Origin of the sequence: uncultured Photobacterium sp. (assembly GCF_947502415.1) — a bacterium.
Taxonomy (GTDB): Bacteria; Pseudomonadota; Gammaproteobacteria; order Enterobacterales; family Vibrionaceae; genus Photobacterium.
The window spans coordinates 258,836-280,868 of record NZ_CANMZV010000002.1; the positions used below are offsets into that span (position 1 = coordinate 258,836).

At 46.2% G+C, this 22,033-nt stretch carries 15 protein-coding genes; 13 read left to right on the forward strand and 2 right to left on the reverse strand.

The window, feature by feature from the left end; all coding sequences use genetic code 11:
* Positions 1-247 precede the first annotated feature (247 nt).
* Genes Q0852_RS03585 through Q0852_RS03605 form a run of 5 tightly spaced genes read left to right on the forward strand, consistent with a single transcriptional unit; the run spans position 248 to position 5,299 of the window.
* The gene (locus Q0852_RS03585; protein ID WP_299013946.1) at positions 248-1,000 is read left to right on the forward strand and encodes an outer membrane lipoprotein-sorting protein; all 753 of its coding nucleotides are present in this window, start codon (positions 248-250) and stop codon (positions 998-1,000) included.
* A gap of 16 nt (positions 1,001-1,016) precedes the next feature.
* The gene (locus Q0852_RS03590) at positions 1,017-2,246 is read left to right on the forward strand and encodes an FtsX-like permease family protein (RefSeq protein ID WP_299013949.1); all 1,230 of its coding nucleotides are present in this window, start codon (positions 1,017-1,019) and stop codon (positions 2,244-2,246) included.
* A complete protein-coding gene (locus Q0852_RS03595; RefSeq protein ID WP_299013952.1) occupies positions 2,236-3,453 on the forward strand; it encodes an FtsX-like permease family protein in 1,218 nt (405 codons plus the stop codon). Before Q0852_RS03590 ends, Q0852_RS03595 begins: the two co-directional genes overlap by 11 nt.
* Complete coding sequence (locus Q0852_RS03600) at positions 3,453-4,136, forward strand: ABC transporter ATP-binding protein (protein ID WP_299013955.1); 684 nt, start codon at positions 3,453-3,455, stop codon at positions 4,134-4,136. Before Q0852_RS03595 ends, Q0852_RS03600 begins: the two co-directional genes overlap by 1 nt.
* Positions 4,133-5,299, forward strand: coding sequence for a hypothetical protein (locus Q0852_RS03605; RefSeq protein WP_299013958.1), 1,167 nt, complete (start codon positions 4,133-4,135; stop codon positions 5,297-5,299). The genes Q0852_RS03600 and Q0852_RS03605 overlap by 4 nt, the downstream gene beginning before the upstream one ends.
* A 62-nt stretch (positions 5,300-5,361) precedes the next feature.
* Here Q0852_RS03605 and Q0852_RS03610 read toward each other — a convergent pair whose 3' ends face one another.
* Positions 5,362-6,528, reverse strand: coding sequence for a DUF1887 family CARF protein (locus Q0852_RS03610; protein WP_299013961.1), 1,167 nt, complete (start codon positions 6,526-6,528; stop codon positions 5,362-5,364).
* 392 nt (positions 6,529-6,920) lie between these two features.
* Here Q0852_RS03610 and treR point away from each other — a divergent pair, with 392 nt between their 5' ends.
* The 3 genes from treR to treC all read left to right on the forward strand — a co-directional run bounded on the left by treR (position 6,921) and on the right by treC (position 11,245).
* Positions 6,921-7,865: a trehalose operon repressor TreR gene (gene treR / locus Q0852_RS03615; RefSeq protein WP_299013964.1), complete on the forward strand. Its 945-nt coding sequence runs from the start codon at positions 6,921-6,923 to the stop codon at positions 7,863-7,865.
* A 197-nt stretch (positions 7,866-8,062) separates the two neighbouring features.
* Positions 8,063-9,493: a PTS trehalose transporter subunit IIBC gene (gene treB, locus Q0852_RS03620; protein WP_299013966.1), complete on the forward strand. Its 1,431-nt coding sequence runs from the start codon at positions 8,063-8,065 to the stop codon at positions 9,491-9,493.
* Between the two features lie 72 nt (positions 9,494-9,565).
* Positions 9,566-11,245, forward strand: a complete 1,680-nt coding sequence (gene treC / locus Q0852_RS03625) for an alpha,alpha-phosphotrehalase (protein WP_299014311.1) — start codon at positions 9,566-9,568, stop codon at positions 11,243-11,245.
* Positions 11,246-11,343: 98 nt separating this feature from the next.
* Here treC and Q0852_RS03630 read toward each other — a convergent pair whose 3' ends face one another.
* Positions 11,344-11,982, reverse strand: coding sequence for a LysE family translocator (locus Q0852_RS03630; protein ID WP_299013967.1), 639 nt, complete (start codon positions 11,980-11,982; stop codon positions 11,344-11,346).
* 191 nt (positions 11,983-12,173) lie between these two features.
* Between Q0852_RS03630 and Q0852_RS03635 the strand changes: the two genes are divergently transcribed.
* The 5 genes from Q0852_RS03635 (at position 12,174) to Q0852_RS03655 (ending at position 21,845) form a co-directional block, all read left to right on the forward strand.
* A complete protein-coding gene (locus Q0852_RS03635) occupies positions 12,174-12,893 on the forward strand; it encodes a DUF1449 domain-containing protein (RefSeq protein ID WP_299013970.1) in 720 nt (239 codons plus the stop codon).
* A gap of 91 nt (positions 12,894-12,984) precedes the next feature.
* A complete protein-coding gene (locus tag Q0852_RS03640) occupies positions 12,985-15,078 on the forward strand; it encodes a peptidase (protein WP_299013974.1) in 2,094 nt (697 codons plus the stop codon).
* A 62-nt stretch (positions 15,079-15,140) separates the two neighbouring features.
* Entirely contained in the window at positions 15,141-20,072 is a 4,932-nt protein-coding gene (locus Q0852_RS03645) for a DNA repair ATPase (protein ID WP_299013976.1), read from the forward strand.
* A complete protein-coding gene (locus Q0852_RS03650; RefSeq protein WP_299013979.1) occupies positions 20,059-20,772 on the forward strand; it encodes a phospholipase D-like domain-containing protein in 714 nt (237 codons plus the stop codon). Before Q0852_RS03645 ends, Q0852_RS03650 begins: the two co-directional genes overlap by 14 nt.
* Entirely contained in the window at positions 20,769-21,845 is a 1,077-nt protein-coding gene (locus tag Q0852_RS03655; protein ID WP_299013982.1) for a toxic anion resistance protein, read from the forward strand. The genes Q0852_RS03650 and Q0852_RS03655 overlap by 4 nt, the downstream gene beginning before the upstream one ends.
* Positions 21,846-22,033: the final 188 nt, after the last annotated feature.

Genomic DNA, 22,033 nt, shown 5'->3' on the forward strand with positions numbered 1-22,033 from the left:
ATGCATAGAACCCGCAATCACGTATAGAAACCGCTGTCATCTGGCAGCGGTTCATTTTTATCTGAATAAATTGTTTACGCTTATCACACTTAGCGATTTGTTTACTGACTAAATCTCCAACCGGATTGTCGGCTTCACTTCTTCTGTCTATATATTAATTACATAGCTCCGGTCTTTATCGGGCAAATTTGAATATTCGGGTTTACCGATTGGTTTTCTTCAGGTTCATCATGACAAGGATTAGCTTATGCGTGCATTCTCTTTAATGCTGTTGTTTTTGTTGGGACTTGGAGCCGATTGTGTATACGCGCAGTCAGCGTCGGAAATTGTTCGTCAGTCCGATTTGCAGATGCGTGGCGATTCCAGTTACTCCGAAGCGACTATGAGAATTATCCGTCCGAGCTGGACGCGCTCAATGAGTATGAAAAGCTGGACTAAAGGGTTGGATTTGTCTTTGGTGCTGGTAACGGCACCGGCAAAAGATAAAGGCAGTGCTTCGCTTAAGCGCCAGCGTGAAATGTGGAACTGGGTCCCCAGTATTGAGCGGGTAATTAAAATTGCTCCGTCGATGCTGAGTCAGTCATGGATGGGATCGGATTTCACCAATGATGATTTGATTAACCAGTCTTCCATTGTGGTGGACTATCGTCACAAGATGGTCAGTGATGATGTGTTTGATAACGATTCTTCATGGGTTATTGATGCCTTTGCTAAACCGGATGCGCCAGTGGTCTGGAATAAGGTGAGGTTATGGGTTTCAAAAAACAGTTATTTGCAGCGGAAAGTTGAGTTCTATGATGAATTCGATGAGCTGGTTAATACCATGAATACTTATGATGTCCGAAACATCGGGGGCCGTCAGGTGGCGACCCGGATGGAGATGTTACCGGCGGACAAACCGGGTAATAAAACGGAAATCATCATTCATCAGGCGCAGTTTAACTTTCCGATCAAAGACGGTTTTTTCTCCCTGAGTCAGATGAAGGCATTGCGCGACTAACGCTACAGGAGCCTTTATGTTACTAAAACTGGCCTGGCGTAATTTATGGCGGCAAAAGCGGCGCACTATTTTGACCGCTTCAGCACTGGCTTTGGCTCTGGCGTTATCCCTTTTCATGCGTTGCCTGCAGGAAGGCAGTTATGCCAACAATATAGAGAACTCTGCTCGTTTTTATACCGGACTGATACAAATCCAGCATCCGGAGTTCTCTGAAAGTCAGAGCATTGATGATTTGCTTCCAGTTAGTAACGCATTTATCACTCCAGTCAAAAACCATCCCAATATAAATCAAATATTGCCGCGCATTGAGTCTTTTGCTCTTGCGGCGGCGGGAGAAAAATCAAAGGGAGTGATGGTATTGGGTGTGGTTCCAGAAAAGGAAGATGCGTATTCCGGAATTGCAAACAAGGTAAGTTCCGGTGAGTTTCTCAGTGCGGATGATAACCAGCTGTTAATCGGTGAAGGATTGGCAAAGTTTTTCGGACTTGAAGTAGGTGATGAGTTGATTCTTTATGGGATGGGCTACCGGGGACAAACAGCCGCGGGTCTATACATCATCAAAGGATTACTCGACTTTCCGATGCCACAGCTTGATAACCAGCTTGTTTATATGCCGCTGGCTTTGGCTCAAACGCTTTATAGCACGGATCAGCAGGTAACAGCTTGGGTGCTGCATACAAAGGAGTTGTCAGAATTGCCACAGACGGTGGCTGATTTAGCTCAGGCTTACGAAGCGCGGGCTCGTGTGCGTGACTGGCAGGATCTGTCACCGGAAATGTCGCAGCAAATTGTGATGGATAAAGTCAGCGGGATCATCATGATGTATTTGCTTTATGGTGTTGTGGGATTTGGTTTATTTGCCACTCTGTTGATGATGACGCTGGAGCGCCAGCGTGAATTCGGGGTCATGCTGGCTACGGGCCTTATCAGAAGGAAGCTTCTGACACTTATTTGCATTGAATCTTTGTTTATTGCCATGCTCGGCGTAGCTATCGGTTTGCTGGTGGTGATGCCGGTTCTGATCTGGTTCTACTACAACCCAATCACGCTGACCGGTGAAGTCGCAGAAATGATCCTCGAGATGGGCTGGGATCCGGTGATGCCTGTATTACTGGAGCCTTGGTTGTTCGTTAATCAGATAGTAATCGTACTGGGTTTGCTTGTACTTTGCATGATTTACCCGATGTGGCGGGTCTACCGTTTGGAGCTAGTCAGTGCGCTCAAAGGAGGGGGTTATGCTGGTTAAACTGGCCTGGCGTAACTTATGGCGCAATAAAATAAGGACCAGCATCATGCTGAGTGCCATGGTGTTTGGCTTGATTGGTGCGGTGAGCATGATGGGATTCGTGACTGGTATGTACGCCAGTATGATCCATAACGCCATTGCATGGCAGACCAGCCATATCCAGGTTCATAGCAGCCGTTATCTCAATGATCCCGATATTAATGCAACCATCGTTGATGCTCCTCAGTTGCAGCAAGCGATTGCTGAATTGCCGGGCGTGAAGGCATGGTCAGCCCGCTTTGTGGCTGATGGTATGGTTGCATCTGCTCGTAGTGCTCGCGGGATGAGGATTACCGGTGTTGAATCGGATGCTGAAGCTAAGGTGACGCCGATAGCAGAAAGCATTGAGCAAGGAGAGTGGTTGTCTAGTGAGGGACGAAATCCGGTTTTAGTTTCAAGCAAGATGGCAGTAAGGTTGCGCTTGAAACTGGGTTCTAAGGTGGTGCTGACATTAACTAACGCCACCGGTGAGGTAACTGGCGGAGCTTTTCGTGTCCGTGGGATTTTTAAGACGCCGTCATCGGCTTTTGATGATGGTAATGTTTTTGTCCGTCGCGCCGATCTTACTGCTTTGGCGGGTATTAAGGGAGTGCATGAAGTCGCCATTTTGCTGGCAAATGATAACGATGCTTTCTTTGTTAAAGATGAGTTGCAGGCACAAACATCTGATCAAAATGTTGTTCGTGACTGGCAACAAGTCCAACCTATGCTGGCTTCCATTATTAAGCAGATGGGACCGAGTAATGCCATCATGCTGGGGATTTATGTTGTCGCGTTGGCATTTGGGATCGTTAATATCATGTTGATGTCGGTATTTGAGCGTACCCGGGAGTTCGGAGTGCTGATGGCGGTTGGAATGCAAAAGCACAAAGTATTCTTGCTGATTATGCTGGAGACTACCTGTCTGGGTATTTCCGGTGCTGTGCTGGGTATATTGGGCAGCATCGGTTTAGTTGCTGTTTTTCAACAGACCGGCATCCCTTTGGGAAAAATGGCAGAAGGACTGGGCGCATTCGGGGTGGATACCACGCTCTATCCAAAGGTGTCAGCGAGTGATTACCAGATGGTTTTTATAACGGTTGTTGCAGCCAGTGTGTTGGCTGCGTTGTACCCTGCGCATCAGATCCTCAAAAAGCGCCCGGTAGATGCAATGGCGGAGAAGCATTGATGACAATTCGAACAAGCCAGCTTTGCAAAACCTATAACGAAGAATCTGATTTTCCGGTTCATGCTGTGAAAAGTCTCGATTTGACCATTGAGCAAGGGGAATTCGTTGCTGTTATGGGGCCGTCGGGTTCAGGCAAAACCACTTTGCTCAATATGCTTGGCGGAATTGATAAACCGTCATCGGGCAGGGTGCTGATTGATGACTGTGACATTTGTGAATTGCCGGAAAAGTCATTAATTGCTTTTCGACGGGACCACATTGGCTTTATTTTTCAGGATTATAGCTTGTTGCCTGTTTTGACGGCGCTGGAAAATGTCGAGTTTGTTATGCAGCTTCAGGGGCATAGCGAGAAGGAGTGTCGGGAGCGGGCCAGTGCGCTGTTGGCACAGGTTGGCCTTTCGGAACAGCAGAATAAAACCCCGGCTAAGCTCTCTGGCGGCCAGCAGCAAAGGGTAGCCGTTGCTCGTGCTTTGGCACCCAGGCCGCGTTTTGTAATGGCTGATGAACCGACGGCGAATCTTGATGCCCAGAGCACAGCAGAATTGCTCGATATTATGCAGCAGTTAAATGAAAAAGAGGGGACAACCTTTATTTTTTCCACCCATGATCCCAGGGTGATCAAGCGTGCTCGGCGGGTAATAGTTTTTGAGGACGGGCAGTTGACAGAGGATCGCCGTCAGTGAAGAAATTCATTTGGTTTTGGAGCCTTGTGTGTAGTTCGGTACTGGCGCAAATCCCCGGCCTTGAGCCGGAGAAGGACTGGGAGCTAAATGGTTATGTAAAGTATATGGCTACCGGAAACTTTCCGGATAAACAAAGTAATGGCCTCGATCACTTGTTACATCAGCGGATTAACTTTGAATATCGTTTCAGCCCTGATTTTCGCTTTAATGCGGGTATGCGAAACCGTCTTTTTGGGGGCGATACAGCTGAAACGCCTGAATTTGGACGATTGGTAGAGTTAGACCAGGGCTACATGGATTTGTCGACCAACTGGCTGGACAAGAACGGCGTCGTCGGAAACTCTCAGTTTGACCGCCTTTATATCTCCTGGAACAAATCTGATTGGCAACTTCAAGCCGGACGGTTTCGGATCAATTGGGGGATGACAACACTGTGGAATCCCAATGACATATTTAACTCCTATTCTATTTACGATTTTGATTACGAGGAACGCTCAGGCACTGACGCGATGATGGCGAGTCGAAAGCTTGGTTTTGCCAGTTCGGTGGAGGTGGTGTATAGCCCGAGTGAAGACAATGAACTGGAAAGTTATGCTGTCCGTTACCTGTTTAACTATGAGGGTTGGGATATTCAGCTACTGGCTGGCAAAGCGAATCTGGATCAGGTAATAGGCGGAGGTTTTGCCGGAGATATAAGAGGGGCTGGTTTTCGTGGTGAAATTACTTGGTTTGATCCGGTGCGCGATGAATGGAAGGGGAAGACGCTTGAATCTTCGTCAGTAGCGAGTTTGGAGTTTGATTATAGTTTTGGTGGCAAACATAACTGGATGGCCCGTGCGTCGGTGATTCATATTTCAAACCCGGAGGATCCGGAAAATGCATTGTTATTTTTGAACCTCCCGTTGACTGCCAGAACTCTGAGTTTCACTGAGTTGGCCTGGTATGCAGATGCCGGTTTTGATCTCACAGCGTTAAGTCGTTTGACCATTTCGGGGACATACTATGATGATGGCTCATTTTTTCTTGGGGCAAGCAACAGTTATTCCCTGACAGATGACTGGCAAGTGCTGACGGTGCTTCAGCGTTTTGATGGCAGCAGCGAGAGTTTATTCGGGCAAACGGCAAGTTCCCTGTTGTTTTTGCAGCTACGGTGGAGTTTTTAGGGGGGATAAGATGCGAGTAACGTGAATATACTCAACCGCTACTCGCGCTGCTGTAATCGTTATCAGGCCATGTTTTGACTTTGGCCACCAGCATCCTTGAGCCAGTTATGCAGGTGTGTTTGTAGATCACCAAGTTGTTCCGGGCCGATAATTGCCAGTCCCAGATCCTGGGCACGAACCAGATCGTGATGGCGTAATGGGCGGAAGCTGACCAACATGGCTCTAGCTTGCAGGCCTCCGAGCAGGTCGCGCAGTGATTCCAGTTTATACAGGGTGTCATCACCGTCGTCGCGCATGCCTTTGGTTTTACATTCAATAATATGGAGTTTGTTGTTCACAACTGTAGCGACATCAAGCTCGTTACGCACTTCTCGTTCACCGATTTTGCGGTAAACCTGCACTCCCAGAGAATGGTCCTGAATGGTTGGCAGTTCGTTCTGGATTGCACGTACCGTACTGTGTACCAGGTTCTCCAGCCACTCACCATTTGCAAAGCGGCGAGCTTCTTCGTGCTTAAATGTCAGGACCCCATCTTCGTAGGTAGCAAGGCCGGTCTCTTTCAGATCCGACAGTAACATGCCTAGTTCTTTATATCCTTGCTGTTTAACACTTAGCTCAACATTCAGGCGCTGTTCTTTGCGGCAGGTAGTAGCGAGGTAGTTCAGTGTTGCCAGGCCAGGACCAAGTTCCAGTGCCGAGCTCGCCCAACGCTGGCCAAGTTCCCAAAGCTGCTCGTTCAGTGATTCCGGTACGGTGTTTTCCGGCAATTCGCAGCGGGCACCAAAAATAGTCAGGTAGTCGGTGAGCTGAATACGGTCTTCAACCTGTTGTTGCTGGCGGTCTGCCGGGTATAGCCAGCACATTTCATCGCTGTATGGCTCGATAACATAGATTGGCCAGTGATAGGTACGGAATACTTCATAGGCCGAAAGTAAGCGGTGGCGGAGGCCGCAGCTGGCATTAAACCAGATTTCAGACTGTTGTTGTTTTAGTTGTTTGGCTAATTCATTAAGGCGGCCACGAATGGAAGCGATATTGATAGAGTCTGAAATGATGAAAAATTCGGACTGAATATTACGGGGAGAAAGAATAGATGCTAGGCGCTCAAATTGTTCCCGCTGAGATTCAGTTCCGATAAAAACCATTTTATCGGCAGGAATTGCGTGGTCGAGTAAAGGGGTTATCAGTCTTACGGGATCCTGATCGATAATGCCAACGTGAGTAATCATAATAATCCTTATGCTTTCACTCGTGCGGGCTTATTAAAATTGGAAAACAAAAGAACAGGCCGGCACACGACTTTTAGCAATTTATTGCTTTAACTATCATTAAAATACCAAACAAACAACGTTCAGTTGGTTTTAGATATGGGGACAGCATGGAGTAATTTCAAGTAAATGCCCTCACTGAACCTAACATATCCGATTCTGCTCCAAGTTATGTCTGTATACTGTAAGTATTTGTCATAAATCGAGTCTTTGGTATTTTTACTGTATTTAAATGAAAATAACTCTCATTTGTCGAAATTGTTGGTGTATTTTAAGTTTGCGTTAAGAAAAATGATTGAAATCCTTGTCCTGAAAGTGACAATAGAGGACATTGTCCTCGCTTGTACTGATTTATGACTCAAAAGCTTACAATCCTAGATATTGCGAAATTAGCCGGTGTCGGAAAGTCTACAGTTTCGCGTGTCTTGACCAATGATCCCAAAGTGAAACCAGAAACCCGTGAAAAGGTTGAGCTGGTTATCCGTGAATCGGGTTATGTTCCCTCCAAATCTGCCCAGGCAATGCGCGGTGGCAGTGCAAAGGTTGTGGGGGTTATTTTATCGCGTCTTGATTCTCCGTCTGAAAATAAAGCCGTGAGCGGGATTTTGGAAGTGATCTACCAGGCTGGCTACGATGCAGTGATCATGGAAAGTCAGTTTAGTGCCGAGAAAACCAATGAGCATCTTGCCGTATTGCAAAAGCGCAATGTCGATGGGGTGATTGTGTTTGGCTTTTCTGACTATGATTTGTCGGCAATAGAGAAACTTAAGCATAAGGCTGTTGTTATCGCGGTAGATACCGACCGAATTTCATCGGTAGGTTATGATAATCACGGTATTATCGAACTGGCGATGAACCATTTATTGCAGCAGGGCAAGCGGCATATCAGTTATGTTGGTGTTGACCCGAGCGATAAGACTACCGGCCTGATGCGTCTTAATGCTTATCTGGATTGCTGTCAGCGCTTTGGTATTGAATCTTGTTACCAGACTGGACAATTGAGTCATGAAAGTGCTTATCAATTGGCTGATGATGTTATTAAGTCAGAAACTCAGGCTATTGTTTGTGCCAGTGATACTCTGGCTATGGGAGTAGCCAAACGACTTCAGGAGCTGAATCGAACCGATATTCAGGTTTCTGGAGTGGGGGCAACAGATCTTCTTTCCTTTATTTTCCCCAATACGTTCAGTATCGATCCCGGTTATTATCAGGCTGGGCAGGCCTCAGCTAATTTATTGATTAAGCAGCTTAACGGGCAGCATGAGGTTACTCACCTGACTCAGCAGGCAAGTTTTTAGCAGGCGCTCTAAGCTCTCTTTATAGAGTGTGATCGAGGTTGCAAAAGAGCGTTACACTGTGAACTGATTCACGCTATGGGAATGTTCCCATTTTATTTTATCTATGGGTTTGTCATTATTCTCATTAATTGATGGGAACATTCCCATAAGAGAAGCCCAACTACGACATTCCTCTCAAAACAAACATGGACATCGGCATGAGTAAGATTAATCGACAGCAAATCGAGCGTCTGGTGGCATTAATCGGTGGCAGTGAAAACATTGCCAGCGTTAGCCATTGCTTGACGCGCCTGCGTTTTGTTCTTAGTGATACTGACAAAGCTAGCGTAAAGGAAATTGAACAGCTCCCAATGGTGAAAGGGTGTTTCACCAATGCCGGACAATTTCAGGTGGTTATCGGTACGGAAGTGGATCAGGTCTATAAAGTACTGACTGAACTAACGGGTAATTCCGGAGCGAGCAAGGAAGAAGCCAAAGTGGCGGCTCGTCAGAACATGAGCCTGCTGGAGCGCGGGATCTCTCACCTTGCCGAAATCTTTGTTCCGCTGTTGCCAGCCATTATTACCGGTGGTCTTATCCTGGGATTCCGTAATGTAATTGGTGATATTCGGATGTTCGACGGCCAGACGCTGACTCAAATCAGTCAGTTCTGGGCAACAGTTCATTCTTTTTTATGGCTGATTGGTGAAGCGATTTTCTTCTTCCTGCCGGTTGGTGTGTGTTGGTCTACGGTGAAAAAGCTTGGTGGCACGCCGATTTTAGGTATTGTTCTGGGTGTAACGTTGGTTTCACCTCAGTTGATGAATGCTTACTTGATTGGTCAGCAAGTGCCAGAAAGCTGGGATTTCGGCCTGTTTGTGATTGAAAAAGTCGGTTATCAGGCGCAAGTCATCCCGGCGATGCTGGCTGGTATTGCTCTGGCGCTGATTGAAACCAACCTGAAACGGATCATTCCTGCTTACCTTTATCTTGTTATCGTTCCGTTTGTATCGATTATTATTTCTGTGATTCTTGCTCACGCCTTTATCGGTCCGTTTGGTCGTATGCTGGGTGACGGTGTCGGTTATGCTGCGAAAGTTGCGATGACTGGTGACTTTGCAATTCTTGGTGCCATGGTATTTGGCTTCCTGTACGCCCCGCTAGTTATTACCGGTGTTCACCATACAACTAACGCCATTGATCTTCAGTTGATGCAGGACATGGGCGGTACACCAATCTGGCCTTTAATTGCATTGTCTAACATTGCTCAGGCATCTGCGGTCGTTGGCATTATCTGGATCAGCAAAAAACATAACGAACGTGAAATTTCAGTTCCGGCTGCTATCTCTGCTTACCTGGGCGTAACAGAGCCTGCTATGTACGGTATTAACCTGAAATATAAGTTCCCTATGCTAAGTGCCATGATTGGCTCGGCCATTGCTGCGGCAATCTGTGGTAGCGCAGGTGTGATGGCAAATGGTATCGGGGTTGGTGGTCTGCCTGGCATCCTGTCAATCCAGCCTCAGTACTGGATGGTATTCCTGGCTGCAATGCTGGTGGCTGTCATTGTTCCAATCACTCTGACTTTGGTGATGTATAAGCGTGCTGAAGCAAAAGGTGAGCTGGAACAGTCACCTCAAACCGCTTAACAAATACTTCTCTTGGGTCGTCGGTATTCCCGACGACCACTTCCTTGAAAGAAATAAATGATCAGGCAACACATGATGAAAGAGCAATTTGAGTGGTGGCGTACGGCCACTATTTACCAGATCTATCCTAAAAGCTTTTGCGACAGCGACAGTCAGGGTACGGGTGATATTCAAGGGATTACTTCAAAGCTCGATTATCTGAAAACTTTGGGTATTGATGCTATTTGGTTAACACCGGTCTATTGTTCACCAATGGTCGATAATGGCTACGATATTTCCGACTATTACAACATCAATCCTGACTTCGGTACCATGGCTGACTTTGACCATTTACTGGAAGAAGCCCATCAGCGCGGAATCCGAATTGTGATGGATATTGTGGTCAACCATACATCTACTGAACATGCTTGGTTTAAGTCAGCACTTGGCGATAAGAATAGTCCTTATCGTGATTACTATATCTGGAAAGATCCGGTTGACGGTGGCGAGCCGAATAACTGGCAGTCAAAGTTCGGTGGTAATGCCTGGGAGCTGGATGAAGCAACGGGTCAGTATTACTTGCACTTGTTTGCTAAAGAGCAGGCGGATCTGAATTGGGAAAACCCGAAAGTCCGTGAAGAAGTTAAAGGTGTTATTAGCTTTTGGGCTGAAAAAGGCGTTGATGGATTCCGCCTAGACGTGATTAACCTGATCTCCAAGCAGCAGGATTTCCCGAGCGACGATATTGGTGATGGTCGCCGTTTCTATACCGATGGCCCGCGTGTTCATGAATATCTTCAGGAAATCAGTGAGGCTGTATTCCAGCAGTATGGCTCGGTTACTGTTGGTGAAATGTCTTCAACAACGCTGGAACATTGTCAGCGGTACTCATCCCTTGACGGTCAAGAGCTGTCAATGGTGTTTAACTTTCATCACCTGAAGGTCGATTACCCGAATGGTGAGAAGTGGACCAAGGCTCCGTTTGATTTTCATCAGCTCAAAGAGATTTTTAACCACTGGCAGCTTGGCCTGAATGGTAAAGGGTGGGGGGCACTCTTCTGGTGTAACCATGATCAGCCAAGGGTGGTGAGCCGCTTGGGGAATGATCAGCAGTATCGTGTTGAATCAGCCAAGATGTTGGCAGCATCTGTCCATATGATGCAGGGAACGCCGTATGTCTATCAGGGGGAAGAAATTGGTATGACTAACCCGGGCTACACCTCAATTGATCAATATCGTGATGTTGAAAGTACCAATATGTACGACATCATGGTGAGCAAGCAAGGTATGAGTGAGCAGGACATGCTGGCAATTCTGGCCCAGAAATCCCGTGATAATTCTCGTACTCCGATGCAGTGGAACGGCAGTCAGTACGCAGGTTTTTCTAAGGGGCAACCGTGGCTGGAAGTTGCTGCGAACTATCCGGAAATTAATGCCGAAAAAGCAGTTGCTGATGAAAATTCGGTGTTCCATTTCTACCGTAAGCTGATTGCGATGCGTAAGGAAATCGAAGTGATCACAACCGGTGATTATACTGACATGATGCCCGAAGATGAGCGTATTTTCTGCTACAAACGTGAGTCTGATACTCAGATCCTGATTTGTATAAATAACTATTACGATGAAATCGCAGAATGCTTTTTACCAAAGGAGATTGTGGTTGAGGGCGGCGAGTATGTGCTGTCGAACTATGCTGGTGTGACTGAGCAGGTTCCAATGCATTGTTTTGCCTTGCAACCCTATGAGACTCGTATTCTGCTAATTAATAAATAATTTATACAACGTTAGTTTGGTTTAAATAAAAAGAGCGTCCTTAGTTATTACTGGCTAGGGACGCTCTTTTTTTATGGCTTTTATATATGTCTATGGCGTTATGCTGTCGGGATTTGAGATGCCAGTAGCCAGATAGCAAGAACAAAAAATATCAGTCCCATAAACTTATGTTGGTTGGTTCTGAATTTTTCATTCTTCAGTAGCGGTTGGCCAAGGCTGCCGACCATGGTGACCAAAAACAGGTTAAATAACAGGCCGAGTACGTTTAGCAGCAGACCCAGTACCAGCATTTGCTCACCAGATGTTGCCGTTACCTGGGCAGAAACAAACTGCGGCAAGAAAAGGACAAAGAAAATAAGCGCTTTAGGGTTTAACAGGTTACTGATAACGGCACGGCGGTATAAGGTCATCGCCAGGCCGGATTCCTGCTCAACATCTGGTGCATCAGCTGGCTTGGTACGCATGCAGTCCCAGCCCATTTTCAGCAGGTAAGCCCCGCCTAATACACGTAAAACTTCAAGGGCTATCGGGTTCATGGCGATTAGTGCAGAAACGCCCATAGCTGCCAGGAGTGTTAGTAGTACACCAGAGGTTGCATTGCCCAGGCTGGCAAATACTCCAACCTTTTTGCCATAGCTCAGGCTTGAGCTAGCAATCAATAACATATCCGGGCCAGGGATCAGCAGGAGTGCGATAACTGCAGTCAGGTATACCGGTAGTATGGATAAATCTATCATTGTTACAGCGCTATTCGGAAAGAAGGGCTGGATTCTATCGTTAAATCCAGCTTGATTGAACATCAAATTGGCCATTAGCGGTTAAACTTTCCCCATTTGTAAGCTCTGATGGTTTTTTGTACTGACGCTGATGCTTTAAATTAAATGGAAGGCTTTAAAGTCCCGGCTGTTTTCGAATGGGAGTGGCTGGTGTGAGCTTAACCGCAAATATACTTCTTCCAGATATTTCACCTTGTTGTGGTGGTATTGGTTGCATATTATGTCTTGATAAATGGATCTTGTTTGGTAAAGGTTGTCTATTAATGACTGCTTTTTTTGATGCGTTAATGAGTTATCCGGTGATTGTATTTTCAGCGCCGTTTTGTCTGTTTTTTGCTTTGATGCTTATTGACCTGCTTTTTGATTTGTCTGATGGAAGCCTCGGTGATATTGATGGTGTGGACATAGAATCAGGCTGGTCAGCAAAATTGCTGCTGCCGCCTATTGTTTCACAGGTACCACTTCCAGTTGCGTTAACTGTCAGTACCTTTGTTGCGACGGTATTAACGTATTATCTCCAGTGTTATCTGTTTGGATTACTATTGGGTGTTGCATTTTATGCAGTGACTATACCGGCATTATTTGTCATTTATTATCTTTCATTACATATTTCCGCATTTGCTCTTAAACCTCTGGCTCCGGTATTTAATGCAAAGAATGCCTTTGCAAAAATTCATTATGAGGGAATGATGGCTGTAGTCAGAAGCAGCCAGGTATCCTCGAATTACGGGGAGGTTGTTATTAGTCAGGGGGCTAATGAGATTCAGCTAGATGCCTATATTGAAAGCGGTGATGATATTCCATATGGTGATGAGGTTGTGATTATTTCCAAGCACCATGATTTGGAAAAATATCTTGTTGCAAAGATTTAAATTTCTATTTTAGTTACCTGCCGAATTCCTCGTTAACCTGAAGAAAAGGTTAGTGGCGAGTCGAATTTATTATTTACAAAGGAGTTGTCTGATGTTTTTGTCTCCAAGCATGATATTTATTCTTGCTGGTATTGGAATCGCGTTAGTAATTTTACTTTTCCTAACCGCACGTTACCGAAAAGTACGTAACGAGGGGGAGGCATTAATTATTAATGGTATCGATCGGACTCGCGCCTCCTTAACGGGTACGTTTGTCTGGCCGATTGTCAATCGCGCAGAATATATGGATATTACCCGCAAAAAGATTTCGGTTATTCGCAGCGGACGTAAAGATCAGGAAGGCGAGGAATATGAAGGTCTGCACTGTAAAGATAATATTCGTGCAGACTTGAAAGTAGATTTTTATATTGGTGTTAACCACGAAGAAGATGACATCATCCGTGTTGCCAAGTTATTTACTACCGAAGGTGCATCGAATCCGGATCGCCTGAAAGAACATTTCCAGCCTAAGTTCTCAGAGGCACTAAAAACGGCCGTCAAACAGTTTGATTTTGAAGAGTTGCTGACCAACCGACGTTCATTCCGTGATGCAGTTGTTAATGTAATTGGCAGCGAAATGGATGGCTTCAAAATTTATGATGTCGTTATCGACAAGGTTGATCAGACAGCCCTTGATGCTCACGACCCGAATAACATCCTCGATGTTGAAGGTATCCGTAAGATTTCTTCTATAACTTCGATTAAAAACACTGAAACCAACGCGATTCGTCAGGACGAAAAAACCTCTATCAAGAAGAAAGATGTTGAAGCCGAGGCGAACCGACTTCAGCTTGATAAGCAAGAGCAGGAAAGTATTGCCCGTACTCAGCGTGAAGTAGACATTATCAAGGCTCAGGAGCAGGCTCTGGCAGAAGAAAAACGTCAGGAATACACCAGAGTCACCCGTCTTGCAGAACTGGAAACTGAAGAAGAAGTGTCGAAGAAGAAAGAAAGTGTCGATATGGAAGTAGAGATGACCCGTATCGCCAATCAGCGCCAGGTTGCGATTCAGCAGGAAGAGCTGAACCGGGCTGTAGAAACTGAAAAAGTACGCACAGCAACTGAAGTTGTGCAGAAGGAAATGGACAAAGAAACGACGGTTGAAGAGGCGCTGAAGTCAGTCGCTGAAACTCGCTCTCAGAGAGTTGAAATCGAGCGTAAGATTGCCCGTGAGGAAGAAGAAACAGAGAACCTTCGCGCGATTGAACAAGTTAATCGTTCGAAAAAAGTCCGGATGGTGGAAGCCGAGGCTGACGCGGAAGCTAAACAGCTTGAGTTGTTGGTTGCAGCCAAAGCAGAGAAAGAAGCGGCCAAAGAGCGTGCTGATAAACTGCTGATTGAAAATGAAGCCGAAATTAAGATCCGTACTCGTGATGCTGAGAATGAACTTGCCGTTAAGACGCGCCTTGCTGAAGCAGAATATGCCGTGAAGTCTAAAGAGGCAGAAGCGGAGTACGTTAAGCAAGATCGTGATGCGGCAGCGAAAGAGCGTATGGCTCAGGCTGAGAAAGAGCATATTAGTGCAACTGGCCTTGCAGAGGTTGAAGTTGAGCGTGAACGTGCGGTAGCAATTAAAGAAACGGGTGAAGCAGAGGCATTTGCCTTGCAATCTGCTGGTGAAGCAGAAGCGCAGGCTCTGCGCGCGAAAGGTTTGGCAGAAGCAGAAGCGCAGACTGCTCGCTTTGAAGCTGCCCGTCAGTATGACGATCAGACTCGTGAGCATGATAAGTGGGTTATGCAGCTTCAGCAGGAAAAAGATTTGGAGATTGCCCGTATTAGTGCTCAGCAGGAAGTGTCTTCTGAAAGTGCTAAGGCATTGGCTCAGGCGCTGGCGGCAGCTGATATTAAGCTGTTTGGTGGTGAAGGTATGGAGCAGATCCGTCGTACAGTGATTGATTCGGCAGCACTCGATAACCGCTTTAGTGAGTCTGAAGTGCTATCACCATTAGTGAACGAGTACCGTAACGGTTCGCGTAGTCTGCCGCAAGATTTGAAAGATATTCTGGAAAACACAGATCTTAAATCCAACGATATCAGCAATATTGCCATTGCTAATTTACTCAATTCGGCCAAAAGTCCGGCAGATCTGATTTCGACGCTGAAAGAAACATTGTCAGGCAAGAAAGATAGCTCGCTCGATAGTTAACAGACAGCCATAAATACACCCTTATGTCACTGGCATAAGAGTGTTTTCAAGGATTGAGCAAAGTGACAGAAACAATTGATACTGCGATCGACAAAGCGGTGAGTGAGGGGGGGGCATATGAAGTACTTAAGTCCCGGCTTTCTCAGCAAAGTGAAGATCTAAAAGCGCTGGCACAGGCGTTTAACCAAAAAAGGCAGGAAACGTTTGGCGGCAGTGATTTTTCGCTGACAGGAAAGGCCAATGTACAGACGGATACCCGTTGTATTCCGGTCGATATGGCCCAAGTTAATGGCCAATTGTTGTTTGGCTATCAGGTCTACATGGGCCTGAAAGCGACACCAGATTTGAGTGATGTTTTTGGCCTGTATAACCTTTCGAATAACGAAGATACCTATCGAATAGAGCCTGTAGGCCTGGAAGGCTCCTTCCTCTCCGACTCCCAGTTTACCCACGAATTTACCGAGCTTTTTACCTATTACAAAGATGCTCGGCTATCGCAGATCTGCCGTCGTGAGAATATTTTGTATCTGGCATTTCAAATCGGGATGCGGGCAGAAGACAGAAAAGTTTTCCGGTTTGAAATTGGCAAAGAAGCAGTGCGCTATCTGGATGCCCAGGGGCAGCGGGAACTATCGGCGGCTCGTCAGCATGATTTTGAGTGGGTAGAAACAACTCGTGATAACCATATTAATGGTGAGTATCCCCATGTGTCGATTCAGGATCGGTTGTTCGTGCAATGTGTCGGTGGCGATTTGACGATTAAAGTCGAGAACAACACCGATGAAGGTTATGGCATTTATGCTGAACCTGTTGATGATGCTTATCAAACTATCGCTGATGCAGAAATTGCTTATGCCGAGCTTGGTGAGTTGATTCTGCTAAAAATGCTGCCGAATCGTGAAAAGCTCTCGCGTTACTTTATTTATAACTCATTAAATCAGCAGGTTGTTAGAGCCGATGCCATTGGCGTCAGTGCTAAAGTTTTGCCGGAAGATCACGGTATTCTCTATTCCCATGGTTATGTACTGGCAAATGGCGAGAGTAAGCGTTTTGATGAGCCTTGGCAGGGACTTCAGTTTTTTAAGCAGGTAACATCGCCAAACGGGGAGGACTTGCTCTACTTCTTCTTTGATGTCGAAAAAGGTTCGTATGTAATTTATACCTATAACCTGATTGAGAAGTCATTTTCTTCACCGATGCATAGCCATGGCTACAGTTTGTATCCGGACGGGCGCATGCTTATGTTCCGCGTTTCGGAAAATGCCGAGGCGGCAACAATTCATCCATTGCGCATCTGGCAAACCCCTTTTACAGATGCTGAACATTATGCCAAGAAAGACCGTCAGGGAGCTGATACGTTTTTGGCAAACCAAGGTAATGCCGAATTAGTTCGTGCGTTGTCTTCTTTATTGTCGATTTGTCAGCTGTCCCAGACGGATGAGGTGAGTCAGGCGGTTTATGAGTCGTTGCTTAAAACCTGTCAGACCACACTGGATCATTATGACTGGTTGGATAATGACGCGGCGCTCGGGCTTGGTGATGCGGTTAATCTGTTAATGGCGACTGCGGATCTGATCATCGATGAATTTGCCAAGGTTCGCCAGCTACAGTTGCATGCTGAGTCCGCTTTGGCTCAGCAGCAGGAAAAAGTTGATGGGCTGGTGGGAACGCTGAAACTGGCCCCGCGAGATGAAGCAAGCACCTTGTTGGGATTGCTGGCTCAGGTTAAGGCTGAAGTTGGTAATGTAATGGCATTGCGCCAACATCGTTATATGCCGGAAAATCCTGTTCTAGAGATGCAGGCATTGCTTGCAGAACAACGGGATACACTTAATCAGGTCTTGCTTGGCTTGTTGCAGGATGAAAAAGCTTACCGTCCTTACAAACAGGATATTGCTGCGATAGATGATCAATTGCAATCCGTCGATAAAACTACGGATCTTGCATTGTTACAGCAGCGTGCAGATAAGGTACGAACAGATCTGGCATTGGTGTCGGAAGAAGTGGCAGACATTGATACAGACGATCCGACTCTGGCTACCCGGATCCTTGATCTGACAACGGAAGTGACGGCGAAGCTAAATGCTTTGTCGGCAAGGCTCCGGCAGAAATACCAGGTTTTACGGGGAGGCGAGGCTAAAGCGGAATTCAGTTCGCAGTTCAAGCTATTGGCTCAGGCGGTTAACAGTGCGATGGAGCAGGCACAGACACCGGAGCAGTGTGATGAGCAGCTAGCTAAGCTGATTGGTCAGTTGGAAAAGCTGGAATCACGATTTGCCGACTTTGATGAGTTTTTGGCGGAGATTTACACCAAGCGCGATGAAATTCAATCGACGTTGGAAGGGCATAAGCAGCAGTTAATTTCGGTGCAGCAACGCAGGGTTCAGAACCTGAATCAGGCCGCAGATGTCACATTCAAAAGTATTGAAAAGCGAGTGGCGCGGTTTGAAGATGTTGCGGCATTAAATAGCTTTTTTGCCACAGATAATATGGTGCAGAAGTTACACCAGTTATCTAAGTCGATCCGTGAACTGGGGGATAGTGTTAAGGCTGATGCTATCGATAGTCGGATTAAGGCTGCTCAGGATCAGGCACTGCGTGCTCTGAGGGATAACCAGGATATTTTTGAGCAGGGCGGGAAAGTTCTGCGCCTGGGTAAGCATAAATTCAGTGTGAACCAACAGGCACTGGATCTGAGTTTGGTTGAACATGCTGACAATCTAAGCCTACATATTTCAGGAACAGACTATTATGAGCCAGTTACGGAACAGACATTTCTTGAGTTGCAGGCATTTGCCAGCTTGGATGTCGCATCTGAAACGGAAAAGGTATATCGGGCTGAATATCTGGCTTATAGCGTATTGAGGGCGGCGCAACAGCAGCAGGAAAACCTGTCTCTGGATGGATTGTACCGGGCACATAAAGAAAATGGCCTGCTTAAATTGATTCAGGTTTATGCTGCCCCGCGCTACCGAGAAGGGTACGTGAAAGGGGTGCATGATCATGATGCTGAGCAATTACTTGCGGTTTTGCTTCCATGTTATCAGCAGGCTGGACTGCTGCGGTTTGATCAGGCATCGCGGGCCAATGCGTTATTGTGTCTGGCTGCCTTTGGTGATGAAGCGATAGAGCGCTGGCGGAAACAAGCCAGAAATGCCTTGTTGATGAAAGAGCACCTGTCATTGAATACGGCATTTGATAGCCTGAAAGAGGCACTGGCAGAACAATTGCCGCAATACGTCCGGTGTGAGCAGGAGCGATGCGCCGACTATGTTATTCGGTTGCTTGGGAAAACGGCATTACAGGCAGAAGTAAGCCGCGATGCGATAGAGCTTTGTGATGTTTATTTGGCTTTTCGCCGTAGCTTAGGCTGGCAGCCTGAAAGCGTTGAGTCTGAGTGTCTGGCAGCTGCATTTTCCGATCATCTGCAGTGGCTGGAAGCCTACAGCAAGCACCAAAGACAGGGACTGGCTTTTGTTACTGAAGCGGCGGCATTAGCAACAATTCGTGATAATGCAAAGGTGACTCTAAACGCGGTTGATTTTTCGTTGCAGGTGACAGCCAGTGGTTTGCTTGGCGATCATCCGAAGATAAGTGGCGGGGAACTTACACTGACCCTGGATGAGTTCCTGCAACGTTGCCAATATCACGACACACATACCATTCCAAATTATGATGCCTACCTCAAGCAAAGAGCGCTTTTACTTGAGGATGTTAAACAGGGGCTTCGCCTGGGTGAGTTCAAACCTAGACCGCTGACTTCATTTGTGCGTAACAAATTAATCAGTGAGAGTTACTTACCGTTGATTGGCGATAACCTTGCGAAGCAAATGGGAGCGCTTGGTGATAATAAGCGTACAGACCTAATGGGAATGCTGTTGCTAATTTCTCCTCCGGGTTACGGTAAGACGACATTGATTGAATACGTAGCCCATAAGTTGGGTTTGGTCTTTATGAAGATTAATGGCCCGTCGATTGGCCATGAAGTGACATCGCTCGACCCACAGGATGCACCGGATCAAAATGCTGCCAGGGAAATAGAGAAAATCAACCTGGCATTTGAGATGGGTAATAACGTTTTGCTTTACCTTGATGATATTCAGCATACCAATCCGGAGTTCCTGCAGAAGTTTATCTCGCTGTGTGATGGTACCCGAAGAGTCGAAGGTAGCTGGAAAGGTAAAACCAAAACATATGATATGCGGGGTAAGAAGTTTGCTGTGGTCATGGCCGGTAACCCGTATACCGAATCGGGTGATGTGTTCAAGATCCCTGATATGCTGGCTAACCGTGCTGATATCTACAATTTGGGTGACATGCTGTCTGATCAGAGGGCGGCTTTTGAGCTGTCGTTTATTGAGAATTCGCTGACGTCCAATCCGATTCTTGCACCTTTAGCGACCCGTAATTTAGATGACCTTTATAAATTGATTGCGATGGCAAACGGCGAAGAAGTTGCATTAAGCGATTTGAGCCATCCGTATTCTGCTACCGAAGCGAACGAGATTGTTGCGACGCTGGATAAGTTGATAAAGGTCCAGCAGACAGTATTGAAGGTGAACCAGCAATACATTGCTTCAGCCGCAATGGCAGACGAATATAGGGTAGAGCCACCATTTAAGTTGCAGGGCTCCTACCGGAATATGAATAAACTGGGTGAGAAAATATCACCGGTAATGACGGATGACGAGCTCCAGACGTTGCTTCAGGATCATTATCAGGGCGAAGCACAGACCTTGACGGCTGGTACTGAAGAAAACCTACTTAAACTGGCTGAAATCCGAGGAGCTATGACTCAGTCACAGTGTCAGCGTTGGCAGTCAATTAAGGATGGATATCAGCGCAAGCAGCAGGTGGGTGACTCGGAAGATCGCGCCGGACAGATGGTTCAGCAGATGGTGGCATTGAACCAGAGTGTAACCAGAGTTGCGCAAAACTTAACACAGGGCAGTAAAGCTTTATCTGGCAAGGAGGCTGATAATGACAAAATTTGAAGTTCAGGAGTTGTTAACTCAGAGCATTGACGATTTCAGGTTAGATAACAGTGAACGTTGTGAATTGGCCAACGAGCTTTCGATAGCTGAATTCAAGGCTGAAGAATTGTCGTATTTACGTAATAAAAGTTTCGGATTGGTGCAGCAAACGTTGAGAGAAGGCGGTGACGGGCTGCTGGCGGTGAAATGGCTTGAGCAGGTGATAAAGCAGATCGATAAGGCCCGTGGCGGAAGTAGTGAGGTTGTTGCAGAGTCTTGGTTTTCTCCGGGAAATAGCTGCTTAAACGGGATCAAACATCAGCTGAAGCGTGCTATGAAATCTGTCGATATCTGCGTTTTTACTATTGCGGATGATTACCTGACTGAGGCGATCCTTAATGCCCACAAGCGGGGAGTGACGGTTAGAATCATTACAGATAACGACAAAACCAATGATGTTGGTTGTGATATTGAATATTTGGCCTGTAAAGGGATCGCCGTCAAAATTGATGATACTCGTTATCATATGCATCATAAGTTCGCAATTTTTGATGGTGCCCGCATGAGCAACGGGAGTTTCAACTGGACTCGTAGTGCCTCCCAGTTTAATTCTGAAGATTTGACTTTAACCGACGATAGCCGCCATGTTCAAGAATTTAGCCGCCATTTTAAAAAACTGTGGCAAGCTTTTCCAAATTATAGTGAAGAAGGAATGTTATGACGCAAGAATCATCAATTGCTATTGAAGTGCGGTTGAGTGAGGCTGAACGGCAGAAGGCGATAGCATTGTCAGAGCAGCTTAACCCGTTTGATACGGTTTCGACCTTGGTTTTTGGTAAAGAAGCACTACAAAGTATTACGGCTTTCTCAGATCGGGTGTTGGCTGATGTCAGGGCCAAAGATACTGGGGATGCCGGCGATATTCTACATGCCATGGTTACCAACATGAGCAGCTCGCAGTTTGATGAGCTTGGTAAGGAAAGTTTTTTGTCGCGCCTACCGTTGATTGGTGAGTTGTTTCACTCGTTTGGTAAGTTTGTCAAAGGATTCGATACGATTAAAGCCCTGCTGGATGAGCTAGCCAATAAGCTGGAAGCACAAGAGGTCAAGTTAGTTCAAGATATCCATCAGCTTGACGGGCTATATGATGAAAACCTGGCTTTGTTGCATCAGCTCGATATCTATATTCACGCTGGAAACCATCGTCTTGAAAAGCTGAAAAATGTCGAGCTTATTGAGCTTAAGGAGAAAGCGGATCAAAGTGTCGATCCGTTGGATAGCCAGGCATTTAGAGATGCGCTTCAGGTTATGTCCCGGCTTGAAAAAAGGATTCATAACCTGAGTCTTGCCCGGATGGCCGCGATCCAGACAGCCCCGCAGATCCGGTTGTCGCAGGAAGGTAATAAGATGTTGATGGAAGATATCCAGGATATTATTCATAACACGTTGCCGCTCTGGAAGCGGCAGTTCCTGATTGCTATCTCTAACTTTGAGAAAGAAAAGGCGCTGAAGGTTACCCGTGCAGTCAAGGATTACACTAACAAGCAATACATTCGTAATGCTGAGAAGCTTAAGGCACTCGAAGAGCAGATTTCAGAAAACTATCAACGTGGCATCCTGGACATCGAGTCATTGCAGACGGTGAATCAGCTGATGATCGAGACATTGAAAAACACACTTAGCCATGTCAAAGAAGGGCGTATCAAACGACAGCAGGCCGGTAAGGCATTGGAGCAGGCAGAAACGGACTTGAAGTTCGCTTTGCAAGAAACCTTTGATGAAACGCGTGTGTAAGTAATATTTATTCAAGAGCCGCGGCAGATGTTGCGGCTTTTTCGTTTTTATTCTCCCACCTTATCTTATCGAGCTAGTGGTTACTTTCGTAACATCAATTTGTTGATTTAACACTAGAAAACAAATTAACTCGAAAATGCAATTGTACAGTGTTCGATTGTGGTGTAGTGTATTTACATCAACTCAAT

What these genes read in the sequence shown, in the direction of transcription:
- Q0852_RS03655 (WP_299013982.1), top strand. Translation starts at nt 20,769, where the DNA reads ATGACGCAAGAATCATCAATTGCTATTGAAGTGCGGTTGAGTGAGGCT.
- Q0852_RS03600 (WP_299013955.1), top strand. Translation starts at nt 3,453, where the DNA reads ATGACAATTCGAACAAGCCAGCTTTGCAAAACCTATAACGAAGAATCT.
- Q0852_RS03630 (WP_299013967.1), bottom strand. Translation starts at nt 11,982, where the DNA reads ATGATAGATTTATCCATACTACCGGTATACCTGACTGCAGTTATCGCA.
- Q0852_RS03640 (WP_299013974.1), top strand. Translation starts at nt 12,985, where the DNA reads ATGTTTTTGTCTCCAAGCATGATATTTATTCTTGCTGGTATTGGAATC.
- Q0852_RS03590 (WP_299013949.1), top strand. Translation starts at nt 1,017, where the DNA reads ATGTTACTAAAACTGGCCTGGCGTAATTTATGGCGGCAAAAGCGGCGC.
- Q0852_RS03585 (WP_299013946.1), top strand. Translation starts at nt 248, where the DNA reads ATGCGTGCATTCTCTTTAATGCTGTTGTTTTTGTTGGGACTTGGAGCC.
- treC (WP_299014311.1), top strand. Translation starts at nt 9,566, where the DNA reads ATGATGAAAGAGCAATTTGAGTGGTGGCGTACGGCCACTATTTACCAG.
- Q0852_RS03610 (WP_299013961.1), bottom strand. Translation starts at nt 6,528, where the DNA reads ATGATTACTCACGTTGGCATTATCGATCAGGATCCCGTAAGACTGATA.
- Q0852_RS03650 (WP_299013979.1), top strand. Translation starts at nt 20,059, where the DNA reads ATGACAAAATTTGAAGTTCAGGAGTTGTTAACTCAGAGCATTGACGAT.
- treB (WP_299013966.1), top strand. Translation starts at nt 8,063, where the DNA reads ATGAGTAAGATTAATCGACAGCAAATCGAGCGTCTGGTGGCATTAATC.
- Q0852_RS03595 (WP_299013952.1), top strand. Translation starts at nt 2,236, where the DNA reads ATGCTGGTTAAACTGGCCTGGCGTAACTTATGGCGCAATAAAATAAGG.
- treR (WP_299013964.1), top strand. Translation starts at nt 6,921, where the DNA reads ATGACTCAAAAGCTTACAATCCTAGATATTGCGAAATTAGCCGGTGTC.